20 protein-coding genes are annotated in these 26336 nt (G+C 31.1%); 14 read left to right on the plus strand and 6 right to left on the minus strand.

Annotated features, from left to right (window positions below; genetic code table 11):
• Positions 1–143 precede the first annotated feature (143 nt).
• Entirely contained in the window at positions 144–2300 is a 2157-nt protein-coding gene (locus Q0891_RS06415; protein ID WP_299099909.1) for a T9SS type B sorting domain-containing protein, read from the plus strand.
• A 20-nt stretch (positions 2301–2320) separates the two neighbouring features.
• Here the strand turns inward: Q0891_RS06415 and Q0891_RS06420 are convergent, their stop codons facing one another.
• Positions 2321–2902 carry a hypothetical protein gene (locus tag Q0891_RS06420; protein ID WP_299099911.1) on the minus strand — a complete coding sequence of 194 codons (582 nt, stop codon included), beginning with the start codon at positions 2900–2902 and terminating at the stop codon, positions 2321–2323.
• A 459-nt stretch (positions 2903–3361) separates the two neighbouring features.
• On the opposite strand from Q0891_RS06420, the gene Q0891_RS06425 reads away from it, so the two are divergent.
• From Q0891_RS06425 to Q0891_RS06435, 3 genes are all read left to right on the plus strand, one after another.
• A complete protein-coding gene (locus tag Q0891_RS06425) occupies positions 3362–4798 on the plus strand; it encodes a circularly permuted type 2 ATP-grasp protein (protein ID WP_299099912.1) in 1437 nt (478 codons plus the stop codon).
• A gap of 10 nt (positions 4799–4808) precedes the next feature.
• The gene (locus tag Q0891_RS06430; protein ID WP_299099914.1) at positions 4809–5765 is read left to right on the plus strand and encodes an alpha-E domain-containing protein; all 957 of its coding nucleotides are present in this window, start codon (positions 4809–4811) and stop codon (positions 5763–5765) included.
• 114 nt (positions 5766–5879) lie between these two features.
• Positions 5880–6929 carry a putative zinc-binding metallopeptidase gene (locus tag Q0891_RS06435; protein WP_299099916.1) on the plus strand — a complete coding sequence of 350 codons (1050 nt, stop codon included), beginning with the start codon at positions 5880–5882 and terminating at the stop codon, positions 6927–6929.
• A 16-nt stretch (positions 6930–6945) separates the two neighbouring features.
• Here Q0891_RS06435 and Q0891_RS06440 read toward each other — a convergent pair whose 3' ends face one another.
• The 4 genes from Q0891_RS06440 to Q0891_RS06455 all read right to left on the minus strand — a co-directional run bounded on the left by Q0891_RS06440 (position 6946) and on the right by Q0891_RS06455 (position 14869).
• Positions 6946–7872 (minus strand): transglutaminase family protein, encoded by a 927-nt coding sequence (locus tag Q0891_RS06440; protein WP_299099919.1) that lies wholly within the window; start codon positions 7870–7872, stop codon positions 6946–6948.
• Between the two features lies 1 nt (position 7873).
• Positions 7874–10429, minus strand: coding sequence for a circularly permuted type 2 ATP-grasp protein (locus Q0891_RS06445; RefSeq protein WP_299099921.1), 2556 nt, complete (start codon positions 10427–10429; stop codon positions 7874–7876).
• 20 nt (positions 10430–10449) lie between these two features.
• Entirely contained in the window at positions 10450–13782 is a 3333-nt protein-coding gene (locus Q0891_RS06450) for a DUF2126 domain-containing protein (RefSeq protein WP_299099923.1), read from the minus strand.
• A gap of 166 nt (positions 13783–13948) precedes the next feature.
• Positions 13949–14869: a glutaminase gene (locus Q0891_RS06455; protein WP_299099925.1), complete on the minus strand. Its 921-nt coding sequence runs from the start codon at positions 14867–14869 to the stop codon at positions 13949–13951.
• 341 nt (positions 14870–15210) lie between these two features.
• Between Q0891_RS06455 and Q0891_RS06460 the strand changes: the two genes are divergently transcribed.
• The 4 genes from Q0891_RS06460 to Q0891_RS06475 all read left to right on the plus strand — a co-directional run bounded on the left by Q0891_RS06460 (position 15211) and on the right by Q0891_RS06475 (position 18299).
• Positions 15211–15714, plus strand: a complete 504-nt coding sequence (locus Q0891_RS06460; protein ID WP_299099927.1) for a two-component regulator propeller domain-containing protein — start codon at positions 15211–15213, stop codon at positions 15712–15714.
• Complete coding sequence (locus tag Q0891_RS06465; protein ID WP_299099929.1) at positions 15686–17335, plus strand: triple tyrosine motif-containing protein; 1650 nt, start codon at positions 15686–15688, stop codon at positions 17333–17335. Before Q0891_RS06460 ends, Q0891_RS06465 begins: the two co-directional genes overlap by 29 nt.
• Positions 17336–17407: 72 nt before the next feature.
• A complete protein-coding gene (locus Q0891_RS06470; protein ID WP_299099931.1) occupies positions 17408–17683 on the plus strand; it encodes a hypothetical protein in 276 nt (91 codons plus the stop codon).
• Between the two features lie 310 nt (positions 17684–17993).
• Positions 17994–18299, plus strand: coding sequence for a hypothetical protein (locus tag Q0891_RS06475; RefSeq protein ID WP_299099933.1), 306 nt, complete (start codon positions 17994–17996; stop codon positions 18297–18299).
• Here the strand turns inward: Q0891_RS06475 and Q0891_RS06480 are convergent.
• Positions 18289–19020, minus strand: a complete 732-nt coding sequence (locus Q0891_RS06480; protein ID WP_299099935.1) for an NUDIX domain-containing protein — start codon at positions 19018–19020, stop codon at positions 18289–18291. The two genes, Q0891_RS06475 and Q0891_RS06480, sit on opposite strands and share 11 nt — an antisense overlap.
• A gap of 259 nt (positions 19021–19279) precedes the next feature.
• Here Q0891_RS06480 and Q0891_RS06485 point away from each other — a divergent pair, with 259 nt between their 5' ends.
• The 6 genes from Q0891_RS06485 to Q0891_RS06510 are packed head-to-tail and all read left to right on the plus strand — an operon-like array spanning position 19280 to position 26231.
• On the plus strand, positions 19280–20185 hold the full coding sequence (locus Q0891_RS06485) for a hypothetical protein (protein WP_299099937.1): 906 nt from the start codon (positions 19280–19282) through the stop codon (positions 20183–20185).
• A 51-nt stretch (positions 20186–20236) separates the two neighbouring features.
• Positions 20237–21301 (plus strand): substrate-binding domain-containing protein, encoded by a 1065-nt coding sequence (locus tag Q0891_RS06490; RefSeq protein ID WP_299099939.1) that lies wholly within the window; start codon positions 20237–20239, stop codon positions 21299–21301.
• Between the two features lie 17 nt (positions 21302–21318).
• On the plus strand, positions 21319–22833 hold the full coding sequence (locus Q0891_RS06495) for a sugar ABC transporter ATP-binding protein (protein ID WP_299099941.1): 1515 nt from the start codon (positions 21319–21321) through the stop codon (positions 22831–22833).
• Between the two features lie 23 nt (positions 22834–22856).
• Positions 22857–23825 (plus strand): ABC transporter permease, encoded by a 969-nt coding sequence (locus tag Q0891_RS06500; RefSeq protein WP_299099943.1) that lies wholly within the window; start codon positions 22857–22859, stop codon positions 23823–23825.
• A 24-nt stretch (positions 23826–23849) separates the two neighbouring features.
• Entirely contained in the window at positions 23850–25346 is a 1497-nt protein-coding gene (locus Q0891_RS06505) for a mannitol dehydrogenase family protein (RefSeq protein WP_299099945.1), read from the plus strand.
• On the plus strand, positions 25347–26231 hold the full coding sequence (locus Q0891_RS06510; protein ID WP_299099947.1) for a carbohydrate kinase family protein: 885 nt from the start codon (positions 25347–25349) through the stop codon (positions 26229–26231).
• Positions 26232–26336: the final 105 nt, after the last annotated feature.

Below are 26336 nucleotides of genomic sequence, written 5' to 3' on the forward strand. Positions count from 1 at the left end.
GTTAGGATTACGCTTTGTAAATCATAAATTAACTAGGAAATCAGCCTAAATCAATGAGATCATCAGACTTTTCTGTTTAAAATGCATATCTTTAGTAATTAATATCTCTTATTTAGTTGAAATCGATACTGCTAATATGTTTTTTGTTTTTAGGAACGTTTGCTTACGGTCAATGTCCTTCGAGCGATGTTACATTAAATTCTCAAGCCGCTGTAACTGATTTTATTACTAATTATCCAAATTGTGACACCATATCTGGAGACTTAATAATTACTGGTAACGTTACTGATATAAGTGGTTTAGATAATATTACAAGTATTGATGGAAAACTTGTAATTAATAATACACAACTCACTTCAGTTGAAGATTTTAACAATTTGGCATATGTTTTATATAGTATAGAAATCACTAATAATGATTTCATTACTGAAATTGATGGATTTAATGGGCTAATAGATTTAGGCGCTTTATTTATAGTTGAAAACAATGCGAGTCTAGAAGCATTAACAGGTTTTAACGAAGCAACGGCCGTATTTGGCGATTTTTGGATTAATTATAATCCATTATTAGAGACAATTTCAGGGTTTGATATCCTTACAACAGCCTATGGTTTTTTTGGAATAACTAATTGTCCAATTTTAAGTAGTATTCCTAGTTTTAATAATTTAAATTATGTGAGTTGGGGAATACAGTTTAACAATGTAGGCTTAACCGATATTGCAGATTTTGATAACTTAACAGCAATTGGTGGAGTAGATGCTGCTTCAGGATTTATAGTCTCTAATAATCAGAATTTAATATCTGTATCAGGTTTTAATTGTTTAGATACCATTACTTTCGATTTTTTAATACAAGATAATCCTGTTCTTGAAAACATTTATGGTTTATCGAGTTTATCGAGTGTAGGTCAGTTTTTCACTATTAGAAATAATGCGTCATTGGCTTCATTAAACGGATTACAAAATTTATCTACAGTGTCTTCAACAGGCTACGAGAACACTGTGGTATTTCAAATCTTTAATAATTCACAATTATCTGATTGTGATTCCTTATGTAATATTTTATCTTCAGACGGTATAATTGGTCTTACCAATATAAGTGCTAATGCCACAGGATGTGATTCAGAGTCAGTAATTAATACAACAGATTGTGAAGCATTTCAAGGTTTAAGTTGTACTATGTTAAGTATGCCGTTGTTTGAGCAAGTAAATGTGGCGATTGACACCGATATTTCTTGGAATGCTATTGATAACGCTACAAGTTATCTCGTTACAATTGGTACATCATCGCAAGGCACTCAAATTATTGATAATTTGAATGTTGGTAATATTACAACTTACGACCTTCCTAATGATTTACCTGAAAACACAGAGATTTTTGTAAAAATTAAAGCATTTAATGGCATTATAGAATCTAAATGTTGTGCTGAGGAAAGCTTCACTACAGAAATTGTTATTCCGGAATGTACAACCTTATCAAGTCCAATAAACGGAGAGGAAAATGTGTCAGTTACTGCAGATATAAGCTGGAATTCAGTAGAATATGCAACAGGTTATTTAGTTTCTGTTGGTACTTCATCTGGTGGTACAGATCTAATCAATAATTATAATGTAGGCAATACCACAACTTATAGCTCTGATGTAGATTTCCCAATTAACGCAGTACTTTATGTAACAATTACACCATACAGTTCAGGTGGAAATAGTACCAATTGTATTGAAGAAAGTTTTACAACCCAAATGGCACGCATAGACTGCTCAAATTTATTGAATCCTGTTGATGGAGCAGACAATGTTGAAGTAACAACAGATATTTCGTGGAGTACATCTAACTCAGCAACTGGTTATATATTAAATATTGGTATAACAGAAGAAGGAACAGAGATCATTAATAACTTAGATGTAGGTAATGTAACAAGTTATAACTTTTTAGAAACATTACCATCTGACACAGAAATATTTGTAACTATAATTCCATATAATAGTTATGGTCAAAGCATGGATTGCGAAACTGAAAGTTTTAAAACAGAGTTAGTATCGCTAGTTATTCCTAAGTTTTTTACACCAAATGATGATCAACATAATAATTTTTGGATTGTTGAAGATCCGTTCAATGAAATTGAAAGAGTTACTATTTTTAACCGTTACGGAAAATTAATTAAAACATTATATGCTCAAAGTTTACCATTGGGCTGGAATGGGAATTTTAAAAATAATTTAATGCCTACAAATGATTATTGGTATAAAATTGAATTAAAGAATGGTAAAGAATTAAATGGTCATTTTACTTTAAAGCGGTAAGTATTAAAATGCATTACTTTTTAATCTATTATAATTGAATTCAATTCATCCCAAATAGGCTCATCAAACTCTTTTGGTGACAGTTTAAACAAAATAGCAGACGTGTTTGTCTCTTCAGAAAACACTTGGTTTCCTAGAATATTTACGGTTATTATTTTTCCTGTATGAAAACCATCAAAGAAAGTCATTTGTCCTTTAAACTGATGTCCACTTTTAGAAATATCTAAATCGTTTAGAACAAGTTTCGGATCAGGAAATTCTTGAGCCCAATGATTAGGATGCATCAGTTCTGTAAAATAGTGATTGAAGTTAAAGGTAATAGTTTCTAATGAAATTACAGATGTTGCTTCTACTTGCCAAGCCATAGCTAGCGTCCAAAATTCTTGATGTTCTAGTTTATTCCAATTAGGGGCAAAGCGTAATTCTTCAAATCCTATAAACGTTAGTTCTGGTAACCATTCTATTGGAAATGGAATAATTTCGGCACTCCATGTACTATCAGCTTTTACAATAGATTTTTGTATGCTGTCTTGAGAATGTGCTACAAATGATAGACTTAATAATAGAATTACAATTACAGATTTTGATAATAGTTTTAACATTGGTTTTGATTTGTTTTATGTAAAACTACGGTAGAGGATAGCAAATTGTGTCAAAAAAGTGTAAAATGAGTGTAAAATTTAGAATATTAAGCAGCATTTCTTGTTATTGATACTTATTACATTAAACGTTTGCTTATTATTAAGACATTAACATCATTGTTAGAAAAATTTCAATTGAAATGTTATTCGTTCACAAATATTCTGAATTAGAATATAGATTTCGTAATAAAGGGATTACAAAATTTTTAAATGGTAAATTAATAAACTCTTTAATTATTAGAATCGTAAACTCTACAGAGGCATTAGTATATGCCTTTATTTTTTTGTACTTTGTTAGAATACAACAGCTATTAATCGATTATCATTTTTTTATTTCGAATCCATATTAATTTGAAAATTAATAATTTAAAAAAAATGAGAAAGTATCGCTCTTTAAACCAACACTGACTTTATACGCTTATGCCAAAACTCAATTTATCCGCTTACGACACTAAAGGTTTTTACGACGAAATGTTTGATGAAAATAATAATGTAAGACCTAATTACAAATTGTTTTTAGATCGTTTACAAAAAATGAGTGTTAAGAAGCTAAACGCACTTCAACATTCTACAGATCGTGCACAGCTTTCTTTAGGGATGACTTTTAATGTTTATAATGATAATCAAGGTGTAGAAAGAATTCTACATTTAGATATCATTCCAAGGATAATTAAAAATAAAGAATGGCAAAATTTAGAAAAAGGATTACAGCAACGCATTAAGGCATTAAACTTATTTATTCAAGACATTTATAACGATCAAAAGGTGTTGAAGGATAAAATTATTCCGAAAGAAATGATTTTTTCTAGTGTATCATACCTTAAGGAATTGGAAGGCTTTAAACCGCCAAAGGATGTATGGTGTCATATTACGGGATCAGATTTAATACGAGGAGGCGATGGTCAATATTACGTTTTAGAAGATAATTTAAGATGTCCTTCTGGTGTTTCATATATGTTAGAAAACAGAGAGATTTTAAAGCGAACGTTTCCTGAGCTATTTGAAAAACTCGATGTAAAACCCGTTTATAATTATACGCACATTTTGAGAGATACTTTAGAATCCTTAACGGATAAAGATCAACCAACCGTTGTTGTGTTAACGCCTGGCACATATAATTCGGCTTATTTTGAGCATTCGTATTTGGCACAACAAATGGGAGCAGAGTTGGTAGAGGGTCGTGATCTTATTGTAAAGGATGATATCGTTTATATGATAACTACCAATGGTTTACATCGTGTAGATGTTATTTATAGACGTGTAGATGATGATTTTATCGATCCAGAAGTATTTAATAAAAATTCACTTTTAGGAACTCCTGGTTTATTTAGAGCTTATTTAAAAGGAAATGTTGTGTTAGTTAATGCACCGGGAACAGGAGTGGTAGATGATAAGGCGGTTTATGCTTATATACCTAGAATTATAAAGTATTATTTAGGTGAAGATATGATTTTGCCTAATGTAAAAACTTACATCTGTGATGAAGAGCCAGATTGTAAATATGTGATTGAAAACATCCATAATTTAGTGGTTAAACAAACAGATGCTTCTGGAGGATATGGTATGTTAATTGGTCCTAAATCAACTAAAAAGGAACAAGAAGAATTTATAGCTAAGATTAAGGCTAATCCAAGAAATTATATTGCACAACCTATGATAAATTTATCAAGAGTACCAACCTTAACGGATGATACTATTGAAGGTCGTCATGTAGATCTACGACCATATGCTTTATTTGGTGATGACATAAAAATTATTCCAGGCGCATTAACGCGTGTTGCATTAGAGAAAGGATCTATAGTTGTAAACTCGTCACAAGGCGGAGGAAGTAAAGATACTTGGGTATTAAACAGTTAAAATTAAATGTATGTTAGGTAGAGTTGCAAACACCATTTATTGGATGAATAGATATTTAGAACGTGCTGAAAATTATGCACGTTTTATGGATGTAAATTTTAATTTATTTTTAGAATTACCTACAAATAAAGCACAACAATGGAAACCACTTGTTGCAATAACAGGTGATTGGCCATTATATGAAGAGCTGCATGAAGACGTAGAGAAAGATGAAGTGATTTATTTTATGGCTTTTGAAGCGCAAAATCCAAATTCTATATATAATTGCATTGTTAATGCTAGAGAAAATGCACGTGCTATTAGACCAGATATCACAAAAGAAGTTTGGGAACAAATTAACTCACTTTATTATTTAGTTAAAGCGGATTGCGCCAAGAAACGACACGATGATAAAGATTTGAGACAGTTTTTTAATAATATTAAAAACGGTTGTCAGTTATTGTACGGTATGTACGACGCTACTATTTCTAGAAATGACGGTTGGAATTTTGGAAAACTAGGGCAACTTGTAGAGCGAGCAGATAAAACATCTAGAGTTTTAGATGTAAAATATCATCTACTCTTAGGTTCTGTAAAACAAGTAGGTTCTTCCTTAGATTTAATTCAATGGGCAGCACTTTTAAAATCTGTTAGTGCTTACGATATGTATAGAAAAAAATATGGCAAATTAAAATCGGCGAATATTGCAGAGTTCTTAATTTTAGATACTGAATTTCCTAGATCTATTCTTAATTGTTTATTACGTGCAGAACAATGTATTATAAGGTTATCAGGTAGCTCATTTGGTTATAGTAATTCAGCACAGAAAAAATTAGGAGCATTAAAATCGCAATTAGAGTATACGGACATTAATGATATTATTGAGAAAGGGTTACATGAGTATTTAGATAATATTCAACTTAAACTAAATGATATTTCTACAGCTATTTATGATTCATTTTTCTCTGTAGAGCAACATATTAACTAGTTTCAGTCAGATTATTACTAGCATTTAATAGTTCGTTTTATTTCTTGAAATTTCATTGGATGAAATATCAGTAATTAGAGTACATTTGCCGCGTTTTATTTTACCCTTTTATATATGAAAATATTTCAATGTGGAAATTGTAATTATTCTGTGTATTTTGAAAATTACACATGTGATAACTGCGGACATTTAACTGGTTACAGAGCAGAAGATCGTATGATGCTTTCTTTTGATCCTAACGTTGATGCCCTTATTTCAGATAGAGAACATCTTGAGTATAAATACTGTAAAAATAAAGCGTACCATGCTTGTAATTGGATTATTGAAAAAGATAATCCTGAAGATTATTGCAGCGCATGTCAATTAAATAGAACCATCCCAAACCTTTCTAATCCTGCATCAGATAATCTCGATAACTGGAAAAATGTTGAAGTTGCTAAGCATCGTTTAATCTATCAACTCCAAAAGTTTAATTTATCCTTGCCTAGCAAATTAAAACAAGAAGATGGTTTATGTTTTGATTTTGTTGAAAGACGTGATAATAAAAAATTGATGACAGGTCATGCTAATGGTGTGGTTACCATATTAATTAAGGAAGGAAATTCTGTATTACGAGAACAAGCAAGGAAAGATCTACGAGAACCATACAGAACTTTAGTAGGGCATTTAAGACATGAAGTTGGTCATTATTTCTGGATTAAATTGGTAAGTGAGCATCCAAAAATACTAGCAGAATTCAGAACTCTTTTTGGCAACGAAACACTAGATTACTCTGAAGCTTTAGATATTTACTATAAAAATGGAGCTCCGAAAGATTGGCAAAATTCATTCATTAGCAAATATGCCACCTCACATCCATGGGAAGATTGGGCAGAAACGTGGGCGCATTATTTGCATATTATGGATATGGTAGAAACAGCCTTTTTTTTTAGAGTAAACGTGAAACCAAACTTTAAAACAAAAGCTTTAAAAACTAAAGTATCATTTGATCCTTACACCAAAACAGATTTTGATGTCATTGTTAGAAAATGTGTACCGTTATCACTAGCTGTAAATAGTATAAATAGAGCCATGGGAATACCAGACGTTTATCCTTTTGTTATTTCACCTAACATCATAGAGAAACTAAAATTTGTTCATCGTCTTTTATTGCCGAAACGCTAGTGATATGATTTGTTTTCTACTGCTGAGATTGACTTTGCATTTGTGTTAAATAGTCTTTTGAAGGTCTTAAGTCTACTGATACTTCCATAGAATTATTTCCCATGCTATATATAACACCTTTTAGAGGAGGTACATCATAGTAATCTCTACCATGTGCAACAACAATATGTTGGTTTTTTGGAATTTGATTATTTGTAGGGTCAAAATCTACCCAACCATAGGTTGGCAAATAAACAGAGAACCAAGCATGTGAAGCATCAGTACCAATTAATTTTTCTTTACCAGCTGGTGGAATCGTTTCAATATAACCACTAACATATTTAGCAGGTAAACCCATAGAACGAATACAGGCAATTGCAATCTGAGCAAAATCTTGACAAACGCCTTTTTTGGCTAACATGACATCCTTTAATGGTGTCGCAATATTTGTAAAACCAGGTACAAAATCAAAATCCGTATATATACGCTGCATTAATTCAAATGTAGCATCAAAAAAAGAGCGTTCTGGTTTAAATGAAAGTGCTGCATAAGCCGCTATTTCTCCACTGTTATTAGAAATTAAAGGCGATGGCATTACAAATTGCCTTACATCTATAATTTCTGAATCTGTACCTTTTAAGTATGCTTTAGTCTCTTCAATAGTTACATCCTTTGCTTTTGAAAGTTCAGTTTCATTAACTTGTTTGGTATAATCTCTTTCTACTTTGCTTCTAGCAATTACCACCAAATCTTTGTGATGCTGCTGTATTGAAAATCGCGTAACAGAATTTCCAAAAAAATCTAGACGTTGCGAAATATCAGTTGGAGTAGGTGTAATTTCTAAGGAATAATCTATTAAGGTTTGCCCAGGAAAACTTTTAGGTTTTATGGTTGTCATATTATGACAGAACGAAGCACCATGCTCGTATTTATATTTTGTTTTATGCCAAAGATCAAAAATCATACTAACTAGTGATGGTTCTATTAACCAATTGTTTTTGAGGTTGAGAATGATTAAAATAGGTGTCAGAGATTGATAACGATGTAATATGTAATAAATCGCTTAATTCTGATAATATATTATCGAGATTTTCGCGCATATTAGATTCTGAGTTTACAACCAACATGTCCTTTAGGTTTAAACTTTCCATTTTAGAAATAACAAGATTCATGTTTTCTTGGCAGATGGTCAAATTTTTTCGCTCATTTGTCGATGGCAGTTTGTCAATATCTTTTTTTAATCTATGCATTTGGTAAGTTAAAGATCTGGAATATTCTTTATCTAAAATGATTAAGTTAAGTACATTTTCTAGACTTAGATAGGAATTGTAACTATATCTGTAAATATTTAAACTTTCGTGACTATTGAGTAAGGATTCTAATATTTCATATTCAAGTTCTTCATCATAATTTACAATTAATAAAGCTCTAAATTTTTCAATGTTCATTGCACTAATTTCTAATTGTAAACCAATAAAGTAGAGTAGAAGCCCTTGCCTTACTAATATACTCTCTTCAGTTAATGCCATAAATGCAATCAGTCTAGTGATTATTTTATCGAAGAAATTAGTAAGCTTAAAAACGGAATAATCATCATCAGCTTTTAAGTTTTTTACATGTTTTTGAATGCCGTCAAAAACGCGCCACATATCTCTAGACCACAGATTTCTTAGGGCGTAATAAGAATTACTAAAACTTTGCATAGATTGAGCAAAGCTTCCAATTTTATGTTCGTCTACAATAATATCACTGATTTCTTTTAGTGGATTTTGTAAAGCGTCATCTTCATTTTCTCCAATAAATCCAGGGAAAGTAGACGTAATTTTTGTGATAGATTGAAACAGTGTTTTAAGACTTTCAGATTCCGATTTACGATCGTTATACTGTGCATGTGTCATTTGGTTTAACACCATTCTTAAATATCTCGCTGTAACTAAAGCTCTTCCAATATATCGACCAGACCAAAATAGGTTTTCTGCGGTATGACTTGGTACATCATTAATTGCTGTTGATGGACTAGAGTTTGTTTTATTCCATGAATAATTTTGAAGATTGGGCTGTGGTGTATCTGTCACAATCCAAAAATCCTTACTCGTTCCACCGCGTTGATTAGAAACAAATAATTCTTCGCGTTCAGGAGCAACTCGTACTAAACCGCCAGGCATTACACTATAACTATTTTCCTTAGCTATGGCGAACGTTCTACATAATATTTTACGAGGTTCTAATTGGTTTTCTATAAAATTAGGAGCCGTTGAGAACGCAATTTTTTCTTGTGCTATAAAATTAAAAGGGAATTCTAAAATTTCTTTTTTTAAAGCGTCAAGAGCAGCTTTATCTAAAAATTCACAAAAATAAATATGCTCTCTGTTAGATCTATCAATTCTTTTTAAAACAAAAGAAGGTAGATCTGCCAATACGTGTTTTCGTTCCTTTTCTTGTCCACACCACCAAGATGCTATTTGTGGCAATATTAAATCTTCATTTAAAAAATACTTGCATATATTTTTCATGAAAGGATTCAAAGCCGGATTTTCTAAAACTCCACTTCCTATAGGATTAATAATAGCAACGTTTTGCAATCGTACAGCTTCTAGTAAACCCGCAACACCTAAATAAGAATCTTCTCGTAATTCTAAAGGATCCATGAAGGTATCATCAATGCGTCTTAAAATAACATCTACTTGCTTAAGACCTTTTAAAGATTTTAGCCAAACTTTACCATGTCTTACCACTAAGTCGTTTCCTTTTACCAAAGGATATCCTAAAAATGAGGATAGATAAGAATGTTCAAAATAGGTTTCATTATGTGGTCCTGGTGTTAAAATAACAACCATAGGGCTTTCTACATTTGTTGTTGCAGAATTCACTAATAACTGATTAAAGTCGTTAAAGAAATTAGAAGGTTGAGTTACATTGATATTTGTAAATAACTCTGGAATGATTTTACTTGTGGAAAACCTATTTTCTAAAGCATAACCCATTCCCGATGGTGCCTGAGTTCTATCATTTACAACCCACATTCTACCATCTGGACCTCTTGCTAAATCCGCCGCGTAAATAGAGAGTTGTTTTGAATTTTTATATTGAATTTGATCACATGCACGCAAAAATCCACTATGTGCATAGATAGCTTCTGCCGGAATTATACCGTTCTTTAGTAGGTCACGTTTACCATATAAATCTTTTAGAATTAGATTTAATAATTCTGCTCGTTGTTGAATCCCTTTTTCTACACCTTTCCATTCATTTTGATGAATTAAGTACGGCACAACATTTAATTCCCATGGACGGTTAAGACCTTTGGGATCATTATAAACATTGTAGGTAACACCATTTTCTGCTAAAAGCCAATTAAGTTCAGTTTGTTTTGAAGACAGGTTTTCTGTACCTATTTTTAGCAAATTTTGAGACAATATTTTCCAGTTGTCTTTAATACCCATTTTAGCCGTGAGTAATTCATCATACTTAGATGATGCCGAAAAATAATTCTTAAATATGGTCTTTGTTAGTGTCTTCATTTTGTAAACAGGAACATGTTTTATTTCTTACGTAAATCTAAGGTGTAAGGAAATTCAAAATTAACTGGTAATTCTTTATATGAAAAACGTTTAGAGCTATTTTTCTTAGCGACGTTTCTGCTAATAGGTTCTGTGTCTAAATTAATGTTTTCCACTGGATTAATCTCGCCTTGGGTATGTCCAAACTCCCAAAAGCGATTAATTCTTCTAGATTCTGCTTCAAAACTATTCACAGGATGCACATCATAAGAGCGTCCACCAGGATGTGCGACATAATATGTACAGCCACCAATAGAACGCTTATTCCAAGTATCTACTATATCAAACACTAGTGGAGTATCTGCAGGAATTGTAGGGTGTAATGCTGAGTAAGGATTCCAAGCTTTATATCTTACACCAGCAACATATTCGCCTTTTACACCTGTACTTTTTAGTTGAACTTTAACACCATTACAGGTCAGTACATAACGTTCATCAATGAAATTATTAACTTTCACTTGTAGTCTTTCTAATGAAGAATCTACGTAACGAGCCGTTCCACCACCTGTCATTTCTTCGCCTAATACATTCCAAGGTTCAATACCAGCACGTAATTCTAAATGAATATTATTAATCTCTAGCATACCATGTAATGGAAATCTAAACTCGAAGAATGGATTAAACCAATCCTCTTCAAACTGATAACCAGCTTTATTTAATTGTGCAACAATATCTTTAATATCTTCTCTTACATAGTGTTCTATTAAAAACTTATCGTGCAATTCAGTTCCCCAACGTACTAAGTTATATTCGTAAGGTTTCTTCCAAAACCAAGCGACTAATGTTCTTACTAACAACATTTGCACTAAACTCATTTTTGGATGAGGCGGCATATCAAAACCTCTTAATTCTAAAATCCCTAAACGTCCTGTTGATGAATCTGGCGAATATAGTTTATCGATACAAAATTCTGCTCTATGCGTATTTCCTGTTAAATCAGTTAATAAATGCCTGAATAAGCGATCGGTTAACCAAAACGGAACTTCGCCATCTTTAGGAATTTGACTAAAAGCAATTTCTAATTCATATAAACTATCTGTGCGTGCCTCGTCTATTCTTGGCGCTTGACTTGTAGGTCCAACAAAAGAACCCGAAAATAGATAACTTAAACCAGGATGATGTTGCCAAAACGTAAGTAAACTTCTTAATAGACTTGGTTTTCTTAATAATGGACTATCAGCAGGACTTGTGCCTCCTAAGGTCACATGATTTCCACCACCAGTTCCGGTATGTTTACCATCTAACATAAACTTTTCGGTACTTAATCTCGATAATTTTGCTTGTTCATAGAACGTCATAGTGTTGTGCACTAAGTCTTTCCAGTTGGTTACCGGATGAACATTAACTTCTATAACACCTGGATCTGGTGTTATTTTAAGAGAATCTAGTCTGTTATCTTTTGGAGGATCATAACCTTCCATTATAACAGGTACTTTTAGTTCTTTGGCAGTAAACTCAATAGCCGCAATTAAATCTAAAAAGCTTTCGGCCGAATCTAAAGGTGGTAAAAACAGGTACAATTTCCCATCTCTTATTTCTGAACAAATAGCGGTTCTAACAAAATAATTTGGTGTATTTGTATCCACTCCATTTTCTAAAAATGCTTTGTGTCGTTTTTTTACAATATCTCTATAACTTGGTAATCGCTTCTTTTTGGAAAATAAATCGGGTTCATAGGAAGGAAATACTTCATGACCAGGTTTTTCCATCAATGAATTTAAAGGCAGTCTTAATCCCATAGGAGAGTTTCCTGGAGTTAAGAAAAGATGTTGTCTTCTAAAAGCCCATTCGCTTGTAAACCATTTCCCTCGTGTAGTATTTAAAGGTAATAAATAGCCAACAGGAGTAGATGTCCCATTTTCTAGAATATCTTTTAGCTTGTTCTTTACTAATGCATTATCTCTATCCTTTGTTGGATCAACATCAATTGGTAAATTGCCATGTTCCCATAAAAAATAGAAAGCATCCTCAAAACCAGGAATAATATGATTTGTTGATACGGCTAGATACCTTGTTAACGTTTCTAGAAACAATTTATCTGTATTTGGTGGTACTGTAAAATTATCTGAGTACGTGGCTAAGAATTTTTTATTGTACCAAATTGGTCTTCCATCTTTACGCCAACAAATTTCAATTTGCCATCTTGGTAAAGGTTCGCCAGGATACCATTTACCCTGTGCATGATGCAGTACACCACCTTTTCCAAATTCTTTATGTAAGCGCTTAGATAAGTCTTTAGCTAATTCACGTTTGTGTGGTCCATCAGCAGCCGTATTCCATTCAGGAGATTCTAAATCGTCAATAGAAATAAACGTTGGTTCGCCTCCCATTGTTAATCGAACATCGTTTTTTTGGAGCTGTTTTTCAACTTTATTACCGAGTTTATCAATGGCTTTCCATTGGTCTTCTGTGTAGGGTTTTGTAACTCGTGGAGATTCAAAAATGCGTGTTACTGAGTTTTCAAAAAAGAATTCTGTTTCACATTTATCGGTCATACCAGAAACTGGAGCGGCACTTTCAAAAGAAGGCGTACAAGCTAAAGGAATATGACCTTCGCCAGCAAGTAAACCAGATGTTGCATCAAAACCAATCCAACCAGCACCTGGTAAGTATACTTCTGCCCAAGCATGTAAATCCGTAAAATCCTCTTCAGGACCAGAAGGACCATCTAACGATTTTTCATCTGATTTTAATTGAACGATATAGCCAGACACAAAACGTGTTCCAAAACCTAAATGACGTAAGGTTTGCACAAATAACCATGCATAATCTCTACAAGACCCTTTTTTAAGGCTCAGTGTTTCTTCACAAGATTGCACACCAGGATTCATTCTGATATTGTAATTGAGGAATTCATAAATTTTTTGATTGACATGAATCAGAAAATAAATGGTTTTTCTAGGTGAATAATCTAAAGTTTCTAAAAACTCCATTAATAATGGACCTTTATCTGTAATTTCTAGATAAGGCTGTAATTCTTTTTTTACCGTTTCAGTGTATTCAAACGGAAATTCTTCGGCATATTCTTCAATAAAAAAATCGAAAGGATTTATGGTTTTTAAATCTGCAATTATTTCTACATCGATAGAAAGCTCATCAGTTTTGTCTGGAAAAACTAATCGTGCGACATAATTACCAAATGGATCTTGTTGCCAATTAAAAAATTGATTCTCTGGAGTGATCTTAATGGAATAAGACTCAATAGGTGTTCTAGAATGTGGCGCAGGTCTTAATCTAAAAACATGAGGCGACAATGAAACTTTTCGATCGTATTTATAAGTAGTCTTGTGAGAAATTACAATTTTTAATGCCATAAATTTAGATTAGGATTATAGTTAAGTGCTAGAATAAAGAAACACCTGCTTCCTATGCAAAATAAGCTATTTAACCTAAAAAATGAATTGATGACCAGACTTTGTTTTGTTTTTTAGGTTTATCTCAAAAAAAACAAAAAAGGTTTTTAGAATCGTAAAATAATGGTTAGAAAATACTCATTTCAGAATGTGTAGTAACCGTTTCCAAAAGTTTCATGCCTTTATAAGAATTTCCGTTAGCATTTAATTTAGGACTCCAAACGGCAATTGTAAAGTTATTTGGATATAAAGCAACGATACCACCACCAACACCACTTTTTCCTGGTAAGCCTACTTTAAAGGCAAACTCTCCAGATTCATCATAAAATCCACAAGTAAGCATTAATGCATTTATTCGTTTTGCTTGACTACTGGTAATAATTTCTTTACCATCTTTTAATTTACAACCACCATTGGCTAAAAATGAAAAGGTATGTGATAATTGTTGACAGTTCATTTCTAAAGAACACATATCAAAATAAAAATCTAAAACAACGGCAGGATCGTTTTTTATGTTACCCAAGGATTTAATAAAATTGCATAGTGCAACATTTCTAAATCCAGTTGCCTTTTCAGAATCGGCTATTTTATCTGAGTAGTTTAGGTCTGGAATACCACTCAAGTCTCTAACAAACTCTAGGAACTCTTGGCGAGCATTTTCTAAATGAGAAATTAGAATATCACAAATAACAATGGCACCAGAATTAACAAAAGGATTTCGTGGAATCCCGTTATAGGTTTCTAATAAAAGTAAGGAGTCGAATTTAGTGCCAGATGGCTCTACATCGATACGTGTCCAAATATCTTCGCCTAAAAACTTAACAGCCAATGCAAGGGAAAGCACTTTAGAAATACTTTGAATTGAAAACTTTTCTAAGTGATCTCCAATACCAAAACTAGTACCATCAACTTTAGTCATATGAACTCCAAAATTTGAAGGATTTACATTTGCTAATTCTGGAATATAGGTGGCTAATTTACCTTTATCCTTAATTGGTTTAGTAAAGTTATAAGCGTTTTCTATGATTTCATTGTAATTGGAATCCATTACTTTTTTGTTTTAAAAAATTATTAAATGTAGTATCAAAAATACTTGTTTTAATTGCAAGTTATAATTAAATCATATTGAAAAACGCAATTTTTTAATTTTACTATTATCCACATAATTTAGTGTTTGTAATCAGCCAAAAATAATCCAATTTTAACAATTGAAAAACACTAATACTATTTTATAATTTAGATCTCAATTGAATTTGGATTTTCACTTTAATAATTGAATTCATTGAGTTTGTGACGAACACATCAATAATAGTGATGAATATTTTAAACGTTTTTGTTGTAGATATTTGTATGCTATTAAAAATAGTATTTTTGTAAAAACCTTATGTGTTGATTAACTATAAACATTCATTTTTAGTTGTTTTATTACTAACTATATTTTTCTTTAGTAATGCGCAGGAATCCATTTATAAACACTATGGCGTTGATGAAGGTTTGCCAAGTTCTGAAATTTATGATGTCTATCAAGGTAAGGATGGAAATATTTGGTTTGCTACAGATAAAGGATTGTCTCTTTATAATGGTTATGAATTTAAAAACTTTGACATTAACGATGGACTACCAGGCAATGTAGTACTTCGTTTTTACCCACAAACAAATGGTCAAATTTGGTGCTATACCTATCATAATCAAGCGTTGTTTTATTTTAACGAAACTTTTGATGGATTTACTGCATATAAGTACAATAACAGGTTACAAAAGGAATTTAGTCCTTCGAGTATTATAAAAAGTTGTTTTATTGATGAAACTAATACAATACATATTGGTGGTACAAATATAAATGGCGAGTTACTGATTAGCAAAGATGGAGAAGTTACCAAAAAAACATACTAGTGATGCTTATTTTCGTTTTGATTTTTTTCCAGAGCGCTACGTTGTTCTAAATAAATACTCTGAAGAATCTATATCTTATTTTACGTCTTCAGATAAGGACGTCTTATCTAATCGGTTTTACAAAAGAAGAGGTATTGGAACACACTTATATGCTTCTTGGTTCATACCTAATAAAAAAGCCATTTTTATGGATGGAGATTCCATTGAAATTATTAGTGATAAAAAACACATTAAATTAAGGAACTCTAATAGCAAAGCACTTGGCATAAAAGTAATAGATAGTACACAGTTTTTTATTGGCTATTTATTTGGTGGTAGTAAAATATTAAATGACAAAGGTGAGGTTGTCAAAGCATTTTTAAAAGGTAAATCGGTTACTAATTTCTTAATTGATCACGAAGGTGGTTATTGGTTTACAACCTCAAATTCAGGTGTTTACTATATTAAGAATCCATTAGTTTCTATTAATTTATTTCCTAATGGTAACACTTCGTCTCATATAAATTCTTTAATAAGAAAAAATAAAGATCTCATCGTTGGTTTTAGAAATGGAACGGTAGCCACAATTACTTCTGATAAAACGATAACCTATACAAAATCGAATACATCTAATGCACCTTCAGCTGCTTATGTAGAATATGATTCCATTCTTAATACAATATATACAGCCAGAAATAATTTATTTGAGTTTAACCATGAAACACAGCATGATTTCTATTTAACCAAATTATCAGAACCCGTAATTAACCAAACTATATATGCGAGTAACCCAAATGGTTTATTAGATTTAAGAAAAAATGAACTTATAAAACTTCCCAAACGTGTACAAGATGTCTGTATTTATAAAAAAGATACTTTAATAGGAACACCTTTTGGATTGTTTAAGAAGCATAAAGACAGTTTAGTGACTTTATCTCATCAATCCGAATTATTAAACTATAGAGTAGAAGACATTGATTTGAGTAAAAACGGAGAATTGGTATATATCGCTACGCAAGGAAAAGGTATTGTAGTTTATGGAAAGGACGTATATAACATCTCAACAAAAGAAGGTCTTACAAGTGATGTAATTAAAGAAATTTTTGTAGACAATGATTCCACTATTTGGGCATGTACAAATAAAGGTTTAAACCGAGTAGCGTTTAATGAGTATGGTTTTAATATTACAAGTATTGATAAAAATGCTGGTTTATTAAGTAAGGAAGTAGAAGATGTTGAAATTATAAACGACACCTTATGGGTTGGTACAAAGGATGGATTATGTTATTTTCCAAAACGCGCTTTGGACTATAAAGAAATTAATTCTAGTTATTTAAAATTAGAAAAAGTTACTGTTAATGATAAAGATTATCTTAATGAGGATACACCTAAATTATCTTATAAAGAAAACAAAATTACGCTTTTAGTTCAAGGTATTTCTTTCGCCAATAATAGTAATATAGAATATCAATATAGATTAAAAGAAGTTGACCAATCTTGGAACACTTCTAAAAGCCGAATTATAAGTTTTCTTAACCTAAGTCATGGCACATACACATTTCAGGTTAAAGCTTGTATTGGAAATACTTGCTTTACAGAAGAACAAATAGAATATAAATTTATTATAAAACCACCATTTTGAAAATCTGCATGGTTTTATAGTTTTTGTTTTATTGCCTTTGTTGGTTTAGTCTATCTTTTCTTTAAAATAAGAGTGCTGTCTTATAATAAAGATATTACAAGAGAATTTATTCGTTTACTTGTAAAGAGGTTAAAAGGCGATGATAAATTTTTAGAAATAAGAATGAATGGCGAGGATATTAAAATACCAACTAACGCAATATTATACATTAAATCTTCAGGTAATTATTTAGACATTTTTACAGTTTCTAAAACCTACACCATACGTTGTAAAATTGGAAACTTTATAGCTACAACACCATACGCATTAGAATATTTGCGTATCCACAGTCTTATATTATTAGAATAGATAAAGTTACTGGCAAATCTAAAAATTCAGTAACCATAAAGGAGCAAACTATTCCGGTTGGAGAAACTTTTTTAGATCAATTAGATAAAATACACTTCTAAGTCAATTTTTTTTCTAAAGACATACTTTCTTCTAGCGCTCAGGCTAAACGGTCATGTTTTTCCGTTGTAAAACACATTCTTTTAATCAATTAAAATAAAAGTTTCATCACTAATTTATAGGGTATCCGTCACAAACACAATGTTTATAGCGGTTTTGGTGTTAACAATTAAATAAGTTTGATCCATATAATTAAAACCTACAATATTTTATGCAATCAATTAAACCCAATTTAAAACGAAATCAATTGAAAAAAGTAACCTACAAAATGGTGCTTGTAATAGGCTTCTCTTCTCTAATTGCATGTGGAGGAGGCTCAGAAAAACAACCAGCAATTGCAGACGGTTTTTCGGATATAGAAAATGATATAAAAAATGAATTTGGGAGCGATGCTTATTACACGGATTTAACTATAACCTATAAAAAATCTATTGGCAATATTATTGGTGTTACAGTAACTGAAGATCTAAGCACTTTAAAAATAATTTTAGCCATAAACACTTTAATTACATACTAATTAAATAATTTTTCTGAAACATTTTATCATAAATATCTACACTAAACATATATAGTTGTGAAGGTTTTTTAGATATACCAACTTGTTTCTCATCTAAAGCAATTATGTATTTTTTATTAATTAGTTTTCTTCTAAAGTTTCTGTTATCAATATCTATACCAAGAATAGATTGATATAAATCCTGAACCTCATTGATAGTAAATTTATCTGGAAGTAATTTAAAAATAATTGGCTCAGACAAACATTTTACCTTTAAATCTTCATACGCTTCTAAAATAATATTTTTATGATCGAAACCAAGTTCTGGTAAATCATTAATAGGAAACCACTTTGCTCTATACTTGTTTTTGTTTAAATCTACATCTTCTGTTTTTAATAAAAAGTAATAGGCTATTGTAATTGTTCTCAGATTAAATTCTTCATTTTTAATCCAAACGAGATCTTTGTCACCCATTAATCGATCTGGACTTCCAAATGCTTTAAACTGTTTTTTATATTGATTAGTTAAACCTGTTAATTCTTTTAGAACTCTAGTTGCCGTCTCATCTAAAGTTTCATGTTGATAAACATGATATCCAGTTAACACATAATCATCTACCAAGATTTCGTTTTTAGATTCTAGATAACGTTTTATTAATAAAACATTTAAAGACTTAGTTTTTAGATCATATCCAAAAACAACACAATCCACAGATATATTCAATATTTTTTCGAATTCCATAAACTAATTTAAATACAAAAATAACTAAATGTTTTGTTTACTTCAAAAAAAACAATAATTAATAAACGTCAAAAATACATTAAATGTATATTACACCAAATACAATAAAAACTTAACATATTAATTATTTAACAACAATATATTATCATAAACACAAAAAAATTACAAATAATTTGGTAATTACTATTTTTTTACAGTACATTTGAAAAATAAGCGTACTTATGACGTTTATAAAAACTAACTAATAAACTAATATAATATGGAAACAAATTTTAAAAGGCGTAGTGATGATCTATCATTAATTAATGTAAATTTTCAACTTAAATCTAAATCCCCAACTAAATCGATTTTATTTTGTTTAATAATGCTCCTATGCATAACATTTGCTGATGCTCAAGATGAAAAAATCGAACAATTTGAAAACGACAAATCTGATTCTACAATGATGGAAAATTATAAGCCATTTAAGTTTGGAGCTCATTTAAAAAACATGCATACCTGGCATGGATTCGTTGTGCAATCGGGTCCAATATTTGCAACTAATTTAGAATATAATACTAGAAATAAGAAGTTTACTTTTGGTTTTTGGGGAGGAAGTAGTTTTGGTACTTCTGGCAATTCTTATAAGGAATTTTCAATTTATGCGGTGTATAGATTTACGGATAAGTTTTTTACAGAGATAGTAACACATAATAATTATACAGGAGTTGAAGAGCGAGGAGAAAAACTTCATTATTGGGCATACGACAAGACAACTAGCTATAATTTTGTTGATGTAAATTTTGGCTATAATTTTAATAAATTCTCAGTATATTATGGTATCATACTTTTTGGTCAATCTCAAGATGTTGCCAAAGATTCAAGTGGAGCCTTATTATACGATGCAAATGGTAATTTAGAAGATAGTTGGACTAACTACGCTGAAGTAAAAGCTACTCTTTATGAAAAAGAAGGCTATAAATTGAGTGGTTTTGTAGGTGGAGCTTGGTCTTTTCATACAGATAATACGTTTTACACGCAACATAAAGGGAATATTATTAATGTAGGTCTCGCTTTAGCTAAAGACGTAGATGTTATTGGTTATAAGCTACCAGTGGAAGTTACTGCTATGTGGAATCCAGAAAAGCAAAAAACAGTACTACAATTAGATATTACTTTATTTTAAAAAACAATAAACAAACAACAATAAACAAACAATAATATAAAGACAACAATTATGAAAACACTAAATTTTAAATCCGCTTTAAAAAGTATGTTATTACCAATAATGGTATTAGCATTGATGGTAAACTTAACTGGTTGTGTAGAACAAACAGCTACAACCGACGAAAATGTAAATAGTGCTGAAGACACAAGTGAAGTTGTAAAAAGTACTATAGACTTAAAAGGAAAGAAAATAGGATATGCAACACCTTCATTAAATGCACCTTATTACCAAGCTTTATTACAGAGTATAAAAGCTAGTACAGAAAAAAATGGAATGACATTTTTGTCAGCTGATGGCCAAAATGATATAAACAAACAAATTGCTGCAGTAGAGGATTTAATAACCAAAGGCGTAGATGCTTTATTATTAAATCCTAAAGATCCAGATGCATTAGTAGGTGTAACTAAAATAGCTAAAGCAGCTGGGATTCCTGTATTTATTATCGATAGTTCTATTGATCCATCTGCGGATTTTGTAACCACTATTCAGTCAAATAATCACGCAAATGGAGCTTTAGCAGGAGAATGGGCTGCTAAAAAGTTTGGAAATAAAAAAATGAATATAGCTTTATTAAGTGGTAATGCTGGTAATCCTGTAGGAAGAACACGTAAGCAAGGTTTATTAGAAGGTATTACAGAAGAACAACTAAGAACACAAGGAAAAATTAATTTAGATGTAAGAACGCAGATGTATACCGAGTGGTCGTATGCTGGTGGTTTAAAAGCAATGGAAGATGTTTTAGTTGCCCATCCTGATATTAATGTAGTTATTACAGAGTCTGATGTTTGTGTATTAGGTGCTATTAAAGCAATTAAGCAAGCCGGAAAAACTGATGATATTTTAATTGTAGCAGGAGCTGATGGACAAAAAGAAGCTATAAAATATATAATGGATACAGATTTTTACGGTTGCACAGCAATGAATAGTCCAGTTCAAATTGGCAAAAATGCTGTTGAATACGCTATTCAATATATGAATGGAAAAAGAGATTTTCCTAAAACCTCATTTACACCACCATTATTAATCACTAAAGAAAACGCAGCAAAGTATTACAACCCAAAAGCATTATTTTAATATAAAACTTATTTGATATGAATAATTCAGAAAGTGAATACCGAGTTGAAATGACCGGAATATCAAAGAGTTTTGGTGTTGTTTCAGTACTCGAAAATGTAAATTTAAAAGTAGAGCACGGAGAAATCCATGCTTTACTTGGCGAAAATGGAGCTGGCAAATCAACATTGGTAAAAATATTAAGTGGTGTCCATCAAAAAGACGGTGGCAAAGTATTGCTTAATGGAAAAGAAATTAATCCTAAAAACACCCACGACGGGCAGGTTTTAGGTATTAGCGTAGTATATCAAGAGCTATCTTTAGTAAATGATTTATCAGTTGCAGAAAATATTTATTTACACAAATTAGGTGCAAGTAAATTTTGGATGAACTGGAAACAACTCATTAAAGATGCACAAGAACTAATCGACTCTTTAGGTTTTGAAATTGATGCTTCCGCAAAAGTGCGAGAATTAAGTATTGTTCAAAAACAAGTCGTAGAAATTGCAAAAGCATTATCAGAAGACACTAAAGTTCTCATTTTAGATGAACCAACTACTGTTTTTGACCCTACTGACACTCAAAAATTATTCGACAACCTATTCAGACTAAAAGAAAAAGGAATCTCAATTATTTACATTTCTCATCATTTAGAAGAAATATTTAAAATTGCAGACTCTGTTACCGTTCTAAGAGATGGACTTGATACAGGAAGTATGTCAACAGCAGAAACAAACACTGATGGCGTAATTAGATTAATGATTGGTAGAGAGCTTACTGACTTATATCCTAAACGTGATGCGAAAATCGGTAATAATCCTATTTTCGAAGTTAAAAATTTAACAGCAAGAGATAACCTAGTTCATAATGTTTCTTTTAATGTTAAACCAGGGGAAGTACTTGGAATTGCTGGTTTAGGGGGAAGTGGGAGAACAGAAACAGCAAAACTTATTTTTGGAGCAGACAAGAAAAAGTCTGGAATTTTAATGTTAGATGGTAAAGAAATAAAAACTAAATCACCTGTAGATGCGGTTGCTCAAGAGATTGGTTTTGTTTCAGAAGACCGAAAAGAAGAAGGAGTCTTTTTACCGTTATCTATAAGAAGAAATATAAGTGTTACTAGCTTTAGATCTATTTCCGGTAAACTAGGCTTTATTAATACAGATAAAGAGTATAAAAAAGTTTTAGGTCTAATAGATAAGTTAAACATTAAGGCTCCAAACTCCGAGGTTGATGTTAAAAATCTATCTGGTGGAAATCAGCAAAAAGTAGCCTTAGCAAAATGGTTAAGTATTGATAGTAAGATAATTCTTATTGATGAACCAACTCGTGGTGTAGATGTTGGTGCAAAAGTAGAAATTTACAACCTAATTAACGAAGTCGCTAAGAAAGGGGTTGGCGTAATAGTTATTTCTTCAGATATGCCAGAAATAATGGGGATTTCAGACAGGATACTTGTAATGCATAAAGGTACTATTTATGGAGAATTAGCAAAAGAGAAATTCTCTGAAGAAAATATTTTGCGCTATTCTATTGGAGAACCAATTAAATAATAATTCATTAAATAAACGAAATTATGGCTTTAACTATAAAAGAACAATTTAGTAGTCCTGGTGGCATACTAAAGTTTTTAATAAAATATAATACAATATTTATTTTCATATTACTGGTTGTTTTTTCAGCAGTAATATCAGATGTGTTTTTTACATCAGTAAATTTATCTAACTTATTAAAACAAGTTTCAGGTATTGGAATAATTAGTATAGGTATGCTAATTGTTATTTTAACTGGTGGTATTGATTTATCCGTAGGATCTATGGTAGCATTGTTAGCTGTTACATTTGCTATATTAGTCAATACAGTTGTCTTACCTATTGCAATTGTACTTACCATTATAATAGGATTTTCATTAGGCAGTGTTGCTGGTTATCTCGTTGCTTTTCAAAAAATGGCACCATTTATAGCCACATTAGCACTTATGACTGTTGCTCGTGGCTTAGGTTTTATTTATTCAAAAGGTTCACCAATTACTTTTAAGACACCTGGAGGAGAATTCATGTCTAATTTTGCAAATAATTCTATTTTAGGTATTCCAAATATTGCTCTTGTATTTTTCATTATCGTAGCTTTTGCCGCTGTGATGTTAAGATTTAATGTCTTCGGACGACTCATTATAGCGATGGGAAGTAACGAAGAAGCTTCACGATTATCTGGTATCAAAGTAAATAAATATAAATTTTTAGTTTATGCTATTTCTGGCTCATTAGCTGCAATTGCAGCAATTATTGTTGCTTCTAGAACAAATTTAGGATCCCCAAATATGGGTATGGCATGGGAATTAGATGCTATAGCTGCTGTTGTTATTGGTGGTGCTAGTCTAAATGGAGGTAAAGGATCTGCTATAAATACTTTAATGGGTGTTTTAATTTTAGGTCTCATAGGAAATATACTTAATTTATTAAATGTACCATCTTATCCGCAACAAGTTGTAAAAGGGGCAATTATAATTTTTGCAGTGTTATTGCAACGTTTTGACAATAAATAACTTTTAATTATTCAAGAATTCTCAATGAAAAATTTTAAATTAAACAATCAAAATATATCTCAATTTAGCGAGATCGTTTCTATCCCTAAGTATGATAGATCTAAAGTAAAAACAGGGATAGTTCATGTTGGTGTTGGTGGCTTTCATAGAGCACATCAGGCACTTTACACAGATCAATTATTACACGATAATTCTGTTACTGATTGGGGAATTTGCGGTGTAGCTTTATTAGACTTTGATCAAAAAATATATAATACGCTTAAAGACCAAGATGGATTATATACTTTAATACTAAAAGAACTAGACGGTTCATTAACTAGACGTGTAATAGGTTCTATCGTAGAGTATTTATATGCTCCAGAAAACCCAATGGTTGTTATTGAAAAAATGGCGCATCCAGATGTAAAAATAATTTCTCTAACTATTACAGAAGGCGGTTATAATTATAATGAATCGACAGGAGAATTTGAGTTTAAAAACCCAAATATTATACACGATCTTGATAATCCAAAAGCTCCAAAAACAATTTTTGGATTTTTAACTCAAGCCTTAAAATTAAGGAAAGAAACAGATAGAAGTGGTGTAACTATTCAATCTTGTGATAATATTCAAGGAAATGGTCACATTACTAAAAAAATGGTTTTAAGTTATATTGAGGTTGCTGCCCCAGAAATTCTGACTTGGGTTAAAAACAATGTCTCTTTTCCAAACAGTATGGTAGACAGGATAACACCTGTAACTTCGCCATTAGATATATCCAAACTAAAAGAAGATACTGGTATTGAAGATGAATGGCCAGTTGTTTGCGAACCATTTAAGCAATGGGTTATCGAAGATAATTTTATTGCTGGTAGACCACAATGGGAAAATGTAGAAGCGCAATTTGTTAAAAATGTAGAGCCTTATGAAAAAATGAAGTTAAGTTTACTTAATGCTGGTCATTCAATTTTAGGGATTTTGGGAGCTTTAATGGGGTATACTACTATTGATGAGTCCGTTAGTAATGCATCAATTAGTAATTTTCTAAGAATTTATATGGGTAACGAAGTGACTCCCACCTTAGACAATTTAAATGGTATTAATCTTAAAAACTACAAACATTCATTAGTGCAGCGTTTTGGAAATGAATACATAAAAGATCAGATTGATAGAATTTGTTCCCAAAGTTCTGCTAAAATCCCAATATTTATTATACCAACTATAAAATCCCAATTAAAATATAAAGGAAGTATTAAGCATGCAGCTTTTTTGATTGCTGCATGGGCAAAATATAGTTTAGGTAAAAATCAATATGGAAAAGAATTGAACATTATTGATGTTATGAAAGAGTCATTAAATGAAAAAGCAATATTAGCAAAAGAAAAACCTGAAGAGTTTTTAGAATTAGAAACCATTTTTTCAAATCTAAAAAACGATCCGATTTTTGTCAGCACATATACAAATGCTTACAAAAATATTTCAGCGTATGGCATACAAAAAAGTATAATAGATATTAACAGTACTATATTAAACGAAATATAAATGAAAGACTTGGTTTGTTATGGAGAAGTGCTCTGGGATGTATTTCCAAAGCATAAAAAAATTGGAGGAGCTCCATTAAATGTTGCCATACGGTTACAATCACTAGGTAACAATGTTGAAATAATTAGTTGTATTGGTAAAGATAAAAGAGGGGATAAAATAAATACGTTTTTATTAGATCAAGGTATAAATACCGATAATTTACAGGTTAATGAGAAGTTAAAAACAGGAAATGTAAAAGTTATACTGAACCAAAAAGGTTCGGCTTCTTACGACATAAAATTTCCGAGAGCGTGGGATAATATTCAATTAACAGAAAGTGCAAAACATAGCGTAAAAAATGCAGATGCCTTTATTTATGGTAGTTTGGTTGCAAGAGATGATACATCTAGAAACACATTATATCAGTTATTAAAAATAGCTAAATATAAAATATTCGATATAAATTTAAGAGAACCTTATTACACTATTGATTTATTAAAATATTTAATGAATGAAGCAGATTTTATTAAATTTAATGATGACGAAATTTTTGAAATTGGCAAAGCTTTAAATTCAAAAACGCATTCTTTAGAACAAAATATAAAATACATAGCCTCGATTACAAATACACAATCTATTTGTGTTACCAAAGGTAAACATGGGGCTATTCTTTATTATAACGAAAAATTTTACTATAACAGTGGTTACCAAATTGAAGTTATAGATACAGTAGGTGCGGGAGACTCTTTCTTAGCAACTTTAGTTGATTATTTAATAAACAGTAAGAATCCTCAAGAAGCGATTAACATTGCTTGCGCTGTTGGTGCATTAGTAGCAGGAAGTGAAGGGGCTAACCCCAAATTAAATTTAGAAATTATCAATAAATTTGTTAATCAAAACTGAATTTTTAATAATTAACTATCTTCTATTTATTATACAAATTAGCTATTTCTTAATTAAAATATAAAGGAAGTAAAATAGAATGATGATAAAAACTATATTATAAAA

The organism is uncultured Winogradskyella sp. (assembly GCF_947498005.1).
Lineage (GTDB): Bacteria > Bacteroidota > Bacteroidia > Flavobacteriales > Flavobacteriaceae > Winogradskyella.

Bases quoted from the DNA above. Each gene is read 5' to 3' on its own strand.
- Q0891_RS06485 (WP_299099937.1), top strand. From the start codon at position 19,280: ATGGAAACAAATTTTAAAAGGCGTAGTGATGATCTATCATTAATTAAT.
- Q0891_RS06480 (WP_299099935.1), bottom strand. From the start codon at position 19,020: ATGGAATTCGAAAAAATATTGAATATATCTGTGGATTGTGTTGTTTTT.
- Q0891_RS06425 (WP_299099912.1), top strand. From the start codon at position 3,362: ATGCCAAAACTCAATTTATCCGCTTACGACACTAAAGGTTTTTACGAC.
- Q0891_RS06455 (WP_299099925.1), bottom strand. From the start codon at position 14,869: ATGGATTCCAATTACAATGAAATCATAGAAAACGCTTATAACTTTACT.
- Q0891_RS06510 (WP_299099947.1), top strand. From the start codon at position 25,347: ATGAAAGACTTGGTTTGTTATGGAGAAGTGCTCTGGGATGTATTTCCA.
- Q0891_RS06430 (WP_299099914.1), top strand. From the start codon at position 4,809: ATGTTAGGTAGAGTTGCAAACACCATTTATTGGATGAATAGATATTTA.
- Q0891_RS06420 (WP_299099911.1), bottom strand. From the start codon at position 2,902: ATGTTAAAACTATTATCAAAATCTGTAATTGTAATTCTATTATTAAGT.
- Q0891_RS06445 (WP_299099921.1), bottom strand. From the start codon at position 10,429: ATGAAGACACTAACAAAGACCATATTTAAGAATTATTTTTCGGCATCA.
- Q0891_RS06435 (WP_299099916.1), top strand. From the start codon at position 5,880: ATGAAAATATTTCAATGTGGAAATTGTAATTATTCTGTGTATTTTGAA.
- Q0891_RS06440 (WP_299099919.1), bottom strand. From the start codon at position 7,872: ATGATTTTTGATCTTTGGCATAAAACAAAATATAAATACGAGCATGGT.
- Q0891_RS06495 (WP_299099941.1), top strand. From the start codon at position 21,319: ATGAATAATTCAGAAAGTGAATACCGAGTTGAAATGACCGGAATATCA.
- Q0891_RS06505 (WP_299099945.1), top strand. From the start codon at position 23,850: ATGAAAAATTTTAAATTAAACAATCAAAATATATCTCAATTTAGCGAG.
- Q0891_RS06465 (WP_299099929.1), top strand. From the start codon at position 15,686: ATGGAGAAGTTACCAAAAAAACATACTAGTGATGCTTATTTTCGTTTT.
- Q0891_RS06500 (WP_299099943.1), top strand. From the start codon at position 22,857: ATGGCTTTAACTATAAAAGAACAATTTAGTAGTCCTGGTGGCATACTA.
- Q0891_RS06450 (WP_299099923.1), bottom strand. From the start codon at position 13,782: ATGGCATTAAAAATTGTAATTTCTCACAAGACTACTTATAAATACGAT.
- Q0891_RS06475 (WP_299099933.1), top strand. From the start codon at position 17,994: ATGCAATCAATTAAACCCAATTTAAAACGAAATCAATTGAAAAAAGTA.
- Q0891_RS06490 (WP_299099939.1), top strand. From the start codon at position 20,237: ATGAAAACACTAAATTTTAAATCCGCTTTAAAAAGTATGTTATTACCA.